This window comes from Pseudomonas putida, from assembly GCA_041071465.1.
In the GTDB taxonomy this organism is placed as follows: Bacteria; Pseudomonadota; Gammaproteobacteria; order Pseudomonadales; family Pseudomonadaceae; genus Aquipseudomonas; species Aquipseudomonas putida_P.
The window spans coordinates 1,891,859-1,903,493 of sequence record CP163498.1 but is presented as its reverse complement, the minus strand read 5'-3'; the positions used below and the strand labels follow the sequence as shown (position 1 = coordinate 1,903,493).

At 63.1% G+C, this 11,635-nt stretch carries 11 protein-coding genes and 2 pseudogenes; 7 read left to right on the top strand and 6 right to left on the bottom strand.

Annotated elements, in window-relative coordinates; translation table 11 throughout:
• Nucleotides 1–3: 3 nt before the first annotated feature.
• A pseudogene (locus tag AB5975_08790) lies at nt 4–2,366 on the bottom strand (penicillin acylase family protein).
• Nucleotides 2,367–2,453: 87 nt separating this feature from the next.
• Here AB5975_08790 and AB5975_08785 point away from each other — a divergent pair.
• Nucleotides 2,454–3,020 carry a sugar O-acetyltransferase gene (locus tag AB5975_08785; protein XDR21902.1) on the top strand — a complete coding sequence of 189 codons (567 nt, stop codon included), beginning with the start codon at nt 2,454–2,456 and terminating at the stop codon, nt 3,018–3,020.
• Here the strand turns inward: AB5975_08785 and AB5975_08780 are convergent.
• Entirely contained in the window at nt 2,999–3,568 is a 570-nt protein-coding gene (locus tag AB5975_08780) for a DUF6436 domain-containing protein (GenBank protein XDR21901.1), read from the bottom strand. The genes AB5975_08785 and AB5975_08780 overlap by 22 nt on opposite strands.
• 248 nt (nt 3,569–3,816) lie before the next feature.
• Here AB5975_08780 and AB5975_08775 point away from each other — a divergent pair, with 248 nt between their 5' ends.
• A complete protein-coding gene (locus tag AB5975_08775) occupies nt 3,817–4,743 on the top strand; it encodes an alpha/beta hydrolase (protein ID XDR21900.1) in 927 nt (308 codons plus the stop codon).
• On the opposite strand, the gene AB5975_08770 is transcribed toward AB5975_08775, so the two are convergent.
• Nucleotides 4,744–5,496 (bottom strand): DUF2059 domain-containing protein, encoded by a 753-nt coding sequence (locus tag AB5975_08770; protein ID XDR21899.1) that lies wholly within the window; start codon nt 5,494–5,496, stop codon nt 4,744–4,746. It lies immediately after the preceding gene.
• Between the two features lie 113 nt (nt 5,497–5,609).
• Between AB5975_08770 and AB5975_08765 the strand changes: the two genes are divergently transcribed.
• The gene (locus tag AB5975_08765; protein ID XDR22946.1) at nt 5,610–6,242 is read left to right on the top strand and encodes a 2OG-Fe(II) oxygenase; all 633 of its coding nucleotides are present in this window, start codon (nt 5,610–5,612) and stop codon (nt 6,240–6,242) included.
• Nucleotides 6,229–6,732, top strand: a complete 504-nt coding sequence (locus AB5975_08760; protein XDR21898.1) for a DUF523 domain-containing protein — start codon at nt 6,229–6,231, stop codon at nt 6,730–6,732. Before AB5975_08765 ends, AB5975_08760 begins: the two co-directional genes overlap by 14 nt.
• A gap of 61 nt (nt 6,733–6,793) precedes the next feature.
• Here AB5975_08760 and AB5975_08755 read toward each other — a convergent pair whose 3' ends face one another.
• Nucleotides 6,794–7,285 carry a transporter substrate-binding domain-containing protein gene (locus AB5975_08755; GenBank protein XDR21897.1) on the bottom strand — a complete coding sequence of 164 codons (492 nt, stop codon included), beginning with the start codon at nt 7,283–7,285 and terminating at the stop codon, nt 6,794–6,796.
• A gap of 223 nt (nt 7,286–7,508) precedes the next feature.
• Here AB5975_08755 and AB5975_08750 point away from each other — a divergent pair, with 223 nt between their 5' ends.
• Nucleotides 7,509–7,985 carry a DUF4399 domain-containing protein gene (locus tag AB5975_08750; protein ID XDR21896.1) on the top strand — a complete coding sequence of 159 codons (477 nt, stop codon included), beginning with the start codon at nt 7,509–7,511 and terminating at the stop codon, nt 7,983–7,985.
• Between the two features lie 44 nt (nt 7,986–8,029).
• On the opposite strand, the gene serA is transcribed toward AB5975_08750, so the two are convergent.
• Together serA and AB5975_08740 are read right to left on the bottom strand one after the other, a co-directional pair.
• On the bottom strand, nt 8,030–8,842 hold the full coding sequence (gene serA / locus AB5975_08745) for a phosphoglycerate dehydrogenase (GenBank protein XDR22945.1): 813 nt from the start codon (nt 8,840–8,842) through the stop codon (nt 8,030–8,032).
• 5 nt (nt 8,843–8,847) lie between these two features.
• Nucleotides 8,848–9,258 (bottom strand): annotated as a pseudogene (locus AB5975_08740) (phosphoglycerate dehydrogenase).
• A 171-nt stretch (nt 9,259–9,429) separates the two neighbouring features.
• Between AB5975_08740 and AB5975_08735 the strand changes: the two are divergent.
• Complete coding sequence (locus AB5975_08735) at nt 9,430–10,827, top strand: FAD-binding oxidoreductase (protein ID XDR21895.1); 1,398 nt, start codon at nt 9,430–9,432, stop codon at nt 10,825–10,827.
• Between the two features lie 21 nt (nt 10,828–10,848).
• Complete coding sequence (locus tag AB5975_08730) at nt 10,849–11,514, top strand: fumarylacetoacetate hydrolase family protein (protein XDR21894.1); 666 nt, start codon at nt 10,849–10,851, stop codon at nt 11,512–11,514.
• Nucleotides 11,515–11,635: the final 121 nt, after the last annotated feature.

Sequence of the window (11,635 nt, the reverse complement as noted above, 5' to 3'; positions counted from 1 at the left end):
CGGTCATTCGCCTGGTACTAATCGCAAGGTACTTTGCGCCGGAATCACCCCCATCTGTGCACGCTGATACTGCCCCTGCACATACCCCTCGGCCTGGTCCGCATAATGCCGGTCGAACGGCACGCCGCTCTGCCCTACCGGGTTGCTGGTCAGCGCCTGTCCGGCATCGGCAAAGTCGACCAGCCGCCGTGTCGATGGCCCATAGTTAACCGGCCATGGCGCCGGGCCGATCTTCGCCGAGAGGTTGTTCGGCACTTCATGGGTGCCGGGTGCAGCGAAGGGGCCGACGTTGAACAACAGGTTCAGCGGCTTTTTCACCCCAAGCGGATGGTTGTGGGTCAGGGTATGGGCCTTGCCCCACTGCCAGCTGGCCGGGTCGCTGCCCAGGGTGTCACGCAGGTGTTTCAAGCTGTTCTGCCAAGCCGTGCGCACAACGGCTGTACGGTCGGTACGCAGGTTGCCACCACGGGTGTTCCACCAGGGTGAGTCTGCATCCACTGCCAGGCGTGGCAGGGCGGCGTCAATGGCGCGGGTGCTTATCAGCACCGGGAACCAGGTGTCGCCCAGCTCGTCATGCAGGGCTGCGAAGGCCAGTTCGTAGAGGAACTGGTTGAACAGCGTGGCGCTGGTCGAGTCCAGCGGGTAGTCGCCCGCCCAGGCCGCCAGTTGCTCAACCAGCTCCTTCTGTTCGTCACCTTCGGCCACTGCGCGCAGGGTTGCCAGCAACGGGGCAAGGGTGCGCGGGCCGTAGTCGCTGGCAGTGTCCAACTGCAGTGCCTGGCTGTTCTGGGTGTCCCATTTCACCTCGGGGTTGGCCAGGTGCCGATCGAGCTGGCGGCCACGGTCGGGCAAGTTGTAGTAACCCGGTATCGGCACCGCCGCTGGCGGCTGGTAGTTGGCCGAAACGATGTAGCCGCGCGCTGGGTTCTCCTGTTGCGGGTTGACGCTGAAGGGGTAGAAACCAAGCTTGTCCGCCTGCACGCTGGCGCCGTCGAGGATGAACGCGGGGTCGACGCCGTCGGGACGGATCGGTAGCTTTGCCGCCGCCCACCAGCCGATATCGCCACGGGCATTGGCCCAGACAAAGTTAAGCCCAGGGGCGTGGACCTTGGCGGCGGCCTCGCGCATCTTGCCCAGGGTGTCGGCGCGGTTGAGCTGATAGAAGCCGTCGAGGATCGGGTTTTCGGTTTCCAGAAATGCCCACCACATGGCGATGGGCGTGGGGCCGGTAGTGCTGCCCAGTACGTCGTTGACGATCGGGCCATGGGGCGAGCGGCGCAAGTTGATTGTGACCGGCGCTTCGCCTTTGACGGCGATTTGCTGCTCGGTCTTTTCGAGCGTCTGCCATCGGCCATCGATCATTACTTGGTTGGCGTCGGCCGGGTTGGTGCGCTCGGCGATCAGGTCGACGTCATCGTTCTGGAACATGGTCAGGCTCCAGCCGAAGTCACGGTTATGACCGAGCAGCGCAAACGGGTTGAGCGCCTGGAAGTAGCCATACAGGTTGAAGCCGGGCGCTGACAGCTCGGCCTCGTACCACACGGCTGGTACCGCGAAGCTGATGTGCGGGTCGCCGGCCAGCAACGTCTTGCCACTGCGGGTGCGGTTACCCGCTACCGCCCAGGCGTTGCTGCCTTCGAACTGCGGGATACCGGCGTCGCCCAGTGCCTCATGACTGAGGCGGGCGAGGGCTTCAAGGCCGTGCCAGTCGGCGGCGGCCAGCGGCGTGCCCAGAGCGCCCTCGGGTTGCCAGCCTAGGTCGAATATTTTCAGGTATTCAGGGCCCAGCTGGTCGCGGATGTAGGTCAGCGCAGGCTCGGTGCGGAACGCGGCAGCAAAACTGTAGGCCAGGTAGCCGGCGACGCTCAGGGTGTCTTCGGCGGTGAACGGGCGCGGGTGATACCGAGCAGGTCGAATTCCATGGGCTTGGGGTGACTGGCTTGCCAGTTGTTGACCCCGTCGAGGTACGCTTGCAGGGCTTGCCATGCCGGCGACTGCGGGTCCTGTTGCTTGGCCATCAGGGCGGCCTGTTCGCGAATGCGCAGGCTGCGGAACAGGGTATCGGTGGGCAGCAGCTTGTCGCCCAGCACCTCGGCCAGCTCGCCACGGGCCAGGCGACGCAGGATTTCCATCTGGAACAGCCGGTCCTGGGCATGCACGTAGCCCAGCGCACGGTACAGGTCCGGCTCGCTCTGGGCCTGCAGGTGCGGCACGCCGCGGGCATCGTAGCGCACGCTGACCGGTGCTTGCAGGCCGGCAATGGCTACCTCGCCTTCGCGTTGCGGTAGCTTGCCCTGTACGTACCAGTAACCGGCGCCGGCGGCCACGGCAACCACCATGGCCAGCAGGGTCAGGCTGCGCTTCATGCAAGCTCCTTGTGCGTTCAAGCGGAAAATGTGGTCCGATCATCGGCGGATTCGCGAACAGAGCATAGCCCCCGGGAAGGAGATTCCATGTCACTCAGCGAAAAACAGAAGATGCTTACAGGCCAGCTCTACCACGCCGGCTGCCCCGAGCTGCAGGCCGAGCAGATCGCCAACAAGCACTGGATGCACCGTTACAACAACAGTGTCGAACTGCTCAACGATGCGCGCCACGGGCTGCTGCTGGAGCACTTTGGCCAGGTGGGTGAAGGCGCGGTGATCCGCCCGCCGTTCTATTGCGACTATGGCTACAACATCAGTGTTGGCCGCAATACCTTCATGAACTTCAACTGCGTGATCCTCGACGTGGTACCGGTGCGCATCGGCGACGACTGCCAGATCGGCCCTAACGTGCAGATCTACACCGCCGACCATCCTCTCGACCCTGACTTGCGGCGCAGCGGGTTGGAGAGCGGGCGACCGGTGACCATCGGCAACAACGTGTGGATCGGCGGCGCGGCGATCATCCTGCCGGGGGTGACCATTGGCGACAATGCCGTGGTGGGTGCTGGGAGTGTGGTGACCCGGGATGTGCCGGCGGGTGCGACGGTGGTGGGTAACCCGGCGCGGGTACGTCAGCCCGCCCAAGGGCAGTAGCAACCCACTGCCAGGGTATTGGAGGCGCTGACCTGGCGGCCATCGAGCAAGGCCTTGAGGATGGGCTCGATGAAGCTGTTGCTGGCATTGCACACCGCACCTTCGCTGTAGGGGCCGAAGTAGGCCAGGCGCCCTTGCCGGTCCCAGATAGCCACGGCCGGGGAGGCGGGCAGGTGTTCGCTGCCGGGCAGGCTGGCGAGCGGCTTGAGGGCGGAGAGGTTGGCGGGCAACTGGCCGTGGCTGCCGGGCTTTTGCAGCACATGGAAGGTGACGCCCTGGCCGGCGAACTGGCTGACCAGGTCGCCCAGGTGCTGCTGGTTGCCGACGTTGCACGGGCAGGCGGGGTCCCAGAAGTGCACCACGCGGATCGGGCCTGGGCCGGCCAGTTCTGGGGGCAGGTGCAGTTGGCTGCCGTCGAACAGGGTGGTCTGGTTGTCGAACGGGCGCAGGTAGCGGGCCTGGAAGGTGGTGTAGGCCTGCCAGAGGATGGCAACGCCGACCACTAGGGCAAGCACCGTGCACAACGGTTTGATGATTCGGCTACTCATGAAGCGTCGGTGGACCTTTGTGGGAGCGGGCTTGCCCGCGAAGCAGACTACGCGGTGGATGGCACGGGCTATGCCCGTGTTCGCGGGCAAGCCCGCTCCCACAGTGATCGCGCAAATTTCCAGATTTGAGCAAGGCAGTAATCCGACAACCAGATCGGTGCTGGTTGTTCGAGGTGAGCAAGCTTGCCATGACGCCGGCCAGAGCTGAAGATTCCGGATCAATACTTGCGTCAATGTGGATGTACCCGATGCCCGCTGCTTTTCAACCCGACCACCTGCGCACCTGCCTGGCACCGTTGACCGCTTGCCAGCCGTTAACGGCCGAGGCCCAGGGATACCAGCGCTTCTACGGCCTGGACCTGTCGGCACACAGCTGGCTGGGCGGCTTCCAGGCGGCGGGGTTCGACCTGGTCGGGCAGGCCTGGTTACCCGAGCAGCCCATCGCAACGCTGTTCCTGTTGCACGGTTATTACGACCATATGGGCCTCTACCGGCATGTGATCGAATGGGCACTCAAACAGGGTTTCGCTGTGATCAGCTGTGACCTGCCCGGTCATGGCCTGTCCAGTGGCGAGCGGGCCAGCATCAGTGATTTTGCGGTTTACCAGCAGGTGCTGGAGGTGTTGTTCGAACAGGCACGGGCGCTGCAACTGCCGCGCCCGTGGCACCTGTGCGGGCAGAGCACCGGTGGCGCCATTGCCGTGGACCACCTGCTGCACCAAGGCGCGCGCAGCCCCATCGATGGCCAGGTCATCCTCTTGGCACCGTTGGTACGGCCCTGTTCCTGGCGCTGGTCGAAATTGAGTTATCGGGTGTTGCGTCACTTTGTGAGCGGCATCGAGCGCCGCTTCAGCGAGAACACCAACGACCCGGCCTTCCTGCCGTTTCTGGAGGCCGACCCGCTGCAACCGCGCCGCCTGCCAACCGCCTGGGTGGGGGCACTGATCGCATGGGTCAAACGCATAGAGGCCGCGCCACGCAGTTCGCGGCGGCCGTTGATCGTGCAGGGGGAGGCCGATGGCACGGTGGATTGGCCCTACAACCTTGAAGTGCTCAAGGCCAAGTTTGCCGAGCCGCAAATTCTGATGCTGCCCGAGGCCCGTCACCACTTGGCCAACGAGCTGCCGGGCATTCGCCAGCGCTACTTCGACTTCATCGACCAGCGCCTGGGCTGATCACTTCAGCTCGTTGGTACTCTGGCCAACCGCCAGGCCCGCGCGGACAGCGGCCAGGGCCGCCTGGTAGTAGGCCTTGCCGTCAGGGGACTCGGCGAAGGTGGCGAATTCTTCCAGCTCGGCGTCGGACAGGTCGCGGTAGACGTACAACAAGGTGTTGTTGAGGTCTTCGCCGATCTGGTTCATCAGGCGCTGGCGCTGGCCGTCGAGCAGGCCCTGGGCCTGGCCGCCACCGAACAGGCCGGGGATCATCGAACTGAGGCTGTCGGCTGCCACGCCGGCGATGGCCAGGCTGACTTCGGCGCCGGCTTCACGCGCTGGCAGGGCCTGGGCCAGGTGGCCGATGACCAGCAGGCGGTCGTCGCTGGCCTGGATCTTCGGCAGGCCCTTGGCATTCTTGGCCAGTTCGTCCTTGCGAGTGGCCTTGAGTTCCGCTGCCACCACCTTGCGCCCCAGCGGCGACTGGAAGAAAGCCAGGGCCGGCGAGGGGTTGGCCAGGGTGGCGCGCAACTGCGCCTGGGCACGACGGTCTACCGCCTGGGCCTGGAAGCGCTGGTTGCTGTTGTTGACCAGCGCCTGGTACACGGCGGGTGGCAAACTGTTGCGATAGCGCGCCTGGGCGGCGGTCAGGGCATCGTTGAAGTGGGCGCGCTGGTCGGGCCAGCCGGCGGCCTTGTACAGTTGATCCAGGTTGTCTGCCCAGACAGGCGTGGTGCAGATCATCAGCAGAATCAGGGAAAACAGACGGCGCATTCAGGACTCCTGTCGGCAGGTGGCTATTGTCCTTGGCCCAGCGCTGGTTTGTCGAGATATGCGCGTGTTTCTCGGCCAAGTGGCGCTGTGCGGCGACAGGGCGAATGGATATGATGCGCGCCATGCACATCTCCCCTGAACACCCGATGGTTACGGCCGTCGTCGACGATCTGGCCACCCAAGGCTGGTCCCAGCAGGCGCTCTTTCTGCCTGCCGAACTGGTGCGCGCGCTGGCGGCCGAGTGCCGACGCCGTGATGCCGAAGGCGAACTCAACCCTGCGGGGGTTGGGCGTGGTGCTACCCAGGAGGTGCGCGAAGCCATACGCGGCGACCAGATCCAGTGGATCGACCCGGGGCAGGCCGAGGCCTGCGACCAGTACCTGGCGGCCATGGACCAACTGCGGCTGGCGATCAACCAGGGCCTGTTCCTGGGCCTGGAAGACTTCGAATGCCATTTTGCCTTGTACCCACCGGGGGCGTTCTATCGCCGGCACCTGGACCGTTTTCGCGACGATGACCGGCGCATGGTCTCGGCGGTGCTGTACCTGAACGAGGGGTGGCAGTCGGAGGACGGCGGCCAGTTGCGCATGTTCCTGGCTGAGGGTGTCGAGCACGATGTGGAGCCAGTGGCGGGTTGCCTGGTGATATTCCTGTCCGGCGAAGTGCCCCACGAGGTGTTGCCGGCCAGGCGTGAGCGGTTGTCGTTGACCGGCTGGTTCAGGCGGCGTGGCAATGACCCGTTCTGATGTGGCCAAGGTGCTGGTCAGCGCCTGCCTGTTGGGGCAGCCGGTGCGCTATGACGGCCGGGCCAGTGGGCACCCGGGCCTGTTGCAGCAGTGGCAGGCCGAAGGGCGCGTTGTGGCTTTGTGCCCGGAGGTAGCCGGTGGCTTGCCGACCCCGCGCCCGCCAGCGGAGATACCAGGCGGGCAGGGCGGGGCGGTGCTCGATGGCGGCGCGCAGGTGCTCACAGTGACGGGCAGCGATGTCAGTGCCGAGTTTCTGGCTGGGGCGCAGCTGGCGCTGGAACTGGCGCAGCGGCATGGCATCCGCGTGGCGGTGTTGAAGGCGGGTAGCCCTTCGTGTGGTAACCGGTTGACCTATGACGGCACGTTCAGCGGTGTGAAGGTAGCGGGGGAAGGGGTGACCACGGCGCTGTTGCGGCGGGCTGGGGTGCAGGTGTTCAGCGAATTGGAGCTGGAGCAGGCGGCGCAGGCGCTGGCTGAACTGTCACTGTAAGCCTGTACCGGCCTCCTCGCGTGTTCACCCACGAAGAGGCCGGTACAGGCAGCAATAAATCTTACTGCCCGGCCGCAGTCTCCTGCACGCCCTTGAACCACTTCTGCTCCAGCTCGGCAGTGCGTCCGCTTTCTTTCAAGCGCTGCAACGCATTGTTCACCGCGCTTTCGAACGCCGGGTTGTCCTTCTGGAACGGGATCACCAGCTTTTTTTCGCCAATGGGAAGGCTTACATCGAGCGGGCCGTCGTCGCCCTTGAGCGCATCGGTCGATGGCGTGAGCGCGATGTCGTACTTGCCGCTCTCGACACCTGTCAGCACTTCTGTTGCAGGGGCTTCGACGAACTCGGCGCGCAAGTCCAGCTCCCTGGCCAGGTCCTGGCCAAATTCGATGTCGAAACCCGTCAGGTGGTCGTCTTGTTTGAATGCGTACGGCGAATTATCAGCCTGTACGGCAATGCGCAGTTCGCCCCGGTCGGCGATTTCGTCGATCAGCTCCGCCTGGGCCAATGGACTGATCAGTACTGCCAGCAGTACCCCTATGGTCGAACGCATGAATGCCCCTTTTCTTTTAGCAGATTGAATACTGTCGCCACGGCTTTCTTCCTCGCCGTGATCGAACGCAGCCTATGACCTTGAAGCCTCGGCATTGTTTAACCCTGACCGAAATATTTCTGTCGGACAATGTGAACACCTTGGCGAATAATTCAACTAATGTGAACTACCGCCGCCGTCGGATCCCAGGCTGCGGTCAATAAGTGAATCACAGGAGAAGTGAATGAACAGCCTAATTTCGCGTGCTGCCGTTGCCGGTCTGTTGATGGGCGCGTCGGTGTTCGCCAGTGCCGCGGACGCCCTGAAGAGCCAGGAGCCGCCCAAGGATGCCAAGGTCTTCATCGTTTCCCCCGCCGATGGCGCTACGGTCGACAAGACCTTCACCGTCAAGTTCGGCATCGAGGGTATGGCCCTCAAGCCTGCGGGTGATCAGACCCCGCACACCGGGCACCACCACCTGCTGGTGGATGTGGACAAAGAGCCAGTGGCTGACATGCCGCTGCCGACCAGCCTGATGCCGGAGGCTGGCACCGCACTGCCGGCGGGCCCGCAGGTGCTGCACTTCGGCAAGGCGCAGACCGAAACCAGCATCACCCTGACGCCGGGCAAGCACACCTTGCAACTGATCCTGGGGGACCAGTATCACGTGCCGTTCAAGCCAAGCGTGGAATCGAAGAAGATCACGGTTGAAGTGAAATAAAAAAGGGAGGCCCAAGGGCCTCCCTTTTCATGCAGCAAGCAAACTTAGAACAGCACGCGGGAACGGATGGTGCCCTTGACCTGTTGCAGTTTTTCTTGCGCAAGGTCCGAGTACTCGGCGTCAACGTCGATTACCACGTAACCGACTTTCTCGTTGGTCTGCAGGAACTGACCGGAGATGTTGATGCCGTTCTCGGCGAAGACCTTGTTGATCTCGCTGAGTACGCCGGGAATGTTTTCGTGAATGTGCAGCAGGCGGTGCTTGCCTGGGTGCGCCGGCAGGGCCACTTCCGGGAAGTTGACCGAAGATACCGAAGTACCGTTGTCGCTGTACTTGACCAGCTTCTCGGCCACTTCCAGGCCGATGTTGGCCTGGGCTTCGGCGGTGGAACCACCGATGTGCGGGGTCAGGATCACGTTGTCCAGGCCGCGCAGCGGGCTTTCGAACTCTTCGTCGTTGGAGCGCGGCTCGATCGGGAACACGTCGATGGCGGCGCCGATCAGGTGCTTGTCCTTGATGGCAGCGGCCAGGTGGTCCAGTTCGACCACGGTGCCACGGGCGGCGTTGATCAGGATCGCGCCTTTCTTCATCGCGCGGATTTCCTTCTCGCCGATCATCCACTGGGTGGACGGCAGCTCAGGCACGTGCAGCGAGACGATGTCGGCCAGGCCCAGCAGCTCGTTCAGGCTGGTGACCTGCACGGCGTTGCCCAGTGGCAGTTTGGTCAGCGGGTCGTAGAAGTACACCTGCATGCCCAGGTTTTCGGCCAGGACCGACAGTTGGGTACCGATCGAGCCGTAGCCGACGATGCCCAGTTTCTTGCCACGGATTTCGAACGAGTTGGCCGCACTCTTGATCCAGCCACCACGGTGGCAGGAAGCGTTTTCTCTGGGATGCCGCGCAGCAGCAGGATGGCCTCGGCCAGTACCAGCTCGGCGACCGAACGGGTGTTGGAGTATGGCGCGTTGAACACGGCGATACCGCGCTGGCGGGCAGCTTCCAGGTCAACCTGGTTGGTGCCGATGCAGAAGCAGCCAACAGCGACCAGTTTCTTGGCGCAGTCGAAGATCTCTTCGGTAAGCTGGGTGCGTGAACGGATGCCGATAAAGTGGGCATCGGCGATCTTTTCCTTCAGCTCGGCTTCCGGCAACGAACCAGTGAGGTATTCGATGTTGGTGTAGCCGGCAGCCTTGAGGGTATCGACTGCGTTCTGGTGCACACCTTCAAGAAGAAGGAACCGGATCTTGCTCTTGTCGAGAGAAGTCTTGCTCATCTGCGTAAACCTGTATCCCGGAGAAAAAATGGCGAGGGGTGATGCCAGGCGCGAGGGCAGCCTTAGCATGAACAGCGGGAGGGCTATGCTAGCATACGCGACACAATCTGAGCTTATCCCGACAGGTGAAGAGTACTCAGGGTGACTATGAATAAGTCGAGAGTTCCAGCGATGACCCACCCCGCTGTTATTGAAGAACTGATGACCCTTGTCGACCCTGGCAAGGTCCTGACCGACGCGGCTTCCCTCGAAGCCTATGGCAAGGACTGGACCAAGCATTATCCGCCGGCGCCCAGCGCCATCGTCTTTCCCAAGACGGTCGAGCAGGTGCAGGCCATTGTGCGCTGGGCCAATGCGCACCAGGTGGCGCTGGTGCCGTCTGGCGGGCGCACTGGGCTTTCTGCCGGCGCTGTGGCGGCCAATGGCGAGGTTGTCGTTTCCTTCGATTACATGAACCAGATTCTCGGCTTCAATGCCTTCGACCGCACCGTGGTCTGCCAGCCAGGGGTCATCACCCGGCAATTGCAGGCCTACGCCGAAGAGCAGGGCCTGTATTACCCGGTGGACTTCGCTTCCAGCGGTTCTAGCCAGGTTGGCGGCAACATCGGCACCAATGCCGGCGGGATCAAGGTGATTCGCTACGGCATGACCCGCAATTGGGTCGCAGGGCTGAAAGTGGTCACCGGCAAGGGCGAGTTGCTGGAACTGAACAAAGACCTGATCAAGAACGCCACCGGCTACGACCTGCGCCAGCTGTTCATCGGTGCCGAAGGCACGTTGGGTTTCGTGGTCGAGGCCACCATGCGCCTGGACCGGGCGCCGCGCAACCTTACCGCGATGGTGCTGGGTACACCGGACTTCGACTCGATCATGCCGGTGCTGCACGCCTTCCAGGGCAAGCTGGACCTGACCGCCTTCGAGTTCTTCTCAGACAAGGGCTTGGCCAAGATCCTGGCACGCGGTGACGTGCCGGCGCCGTTCGAGACCGATTGCCCGTTCTACGCACTGCTGGAGTTCGAGGCCAGCACCGAAGCGGTGGCCAACGAAGCCTTGGCCACCTTTGAGCACTGCGTCGAGCAGGGTTGGGTGCTGGACGGGGTGATGAGCCAGAGCGAAACCCAGCTGAAAAACCTGTGGAAGCTGCGCGAGTACCTGTCTGAAACCATCTCGCACTGGACCCCGTACAAGAACGACATTTCCGTCACCGTGTCGAAAGTGCCCGCGTTCCTGCGCGATATCGACGCCATCGTCGCGGAGCATTACCCCGATTATGAAGTGGTGTGGTACGGCCATATCGGCGACGGCAACCTGCACCTGAACATCCTCAAGCCCGAGCACATGAGCAAAGACGACTTCTTCGCCTCGTGCACCAAGGTCAACAAGTGGGTGTTCGATATCGTCAAACGCTACAACGGCTCGATCTCCGCCGAGCATGGCGTGGGTATGACCAAGCGCGACTACCTGGGCTACAGCCGCTCGCCGGAAGAAATCGCCTGCATGAAGGCAATAAAGGCCGTGTTCGACCCTAACGGCATCATGAATCCGGGTAAGATCTTCGCTCCCGTATAAAAAGCAGTAGAGGAGTCGGCCATGAGTTACCAGCACCAGTACGTAGACGGCACGCGCATTCACTTCCCGCTGGGCAAGGTGGTGTGCATCGGCCGTAACTATGCCGAGCATGCCAAGGAACTGGACAACCCGATCCCCACCGAACCGCTGCTGTTCATCAAGCCAGGCAGCTGTGTGGTGCCGGCCGAAGGCGGCTTCAAGATCCCGGCCGAGCGGGGTTCGGTGCACTACGAGGCCGAAATTGCCGTGCTGCTGGGCAAGCCGCTGTCGGCCCACCCGAGCGAGGAAGAGGTGCTGGATGCCATTTCCGGCTACGCCCCGGCGCTGGACCTGACCCTGCGCGACGTGCAGGCCAAACTGAAAGAGAAGGGCCTGCCGTGGGAACTGGCCAAGTGCTTTGACGGGGCCTGCGTACTGCCGCCGTTCGTCTCGGCCGCCAGTTTCGAGGATGTCACCGACATCCCGGTGCGCCTGACCGTCAACGGCGAAGTGCGTCAGGACGGCAACAGCGCGATGATGCTTAACCCGATCGTGCCGATGATCCAGTACATGGCGGCGCATTTTTCGCTGCAGGCGGGGGATGTGATCCTCACCGGTACCCCGGCGGGTGTGGGGCCGTTCAATGTCGGTGACGAGCTGGCGCTGGAGCTGCCGGGTGTCAGCCGCTTCGAAAGCCGAGTGTTCTGACTCGAAACCGTGTTGCCTTCTTCGCGGGTAAACCCGCTCCCACAGGTACTGCACAAGGCTTGAGAGCTGTGCAGTACCTGTGGGAGCGGGTTTACCCGCGAAGAGGCCGGACCTGTTTACC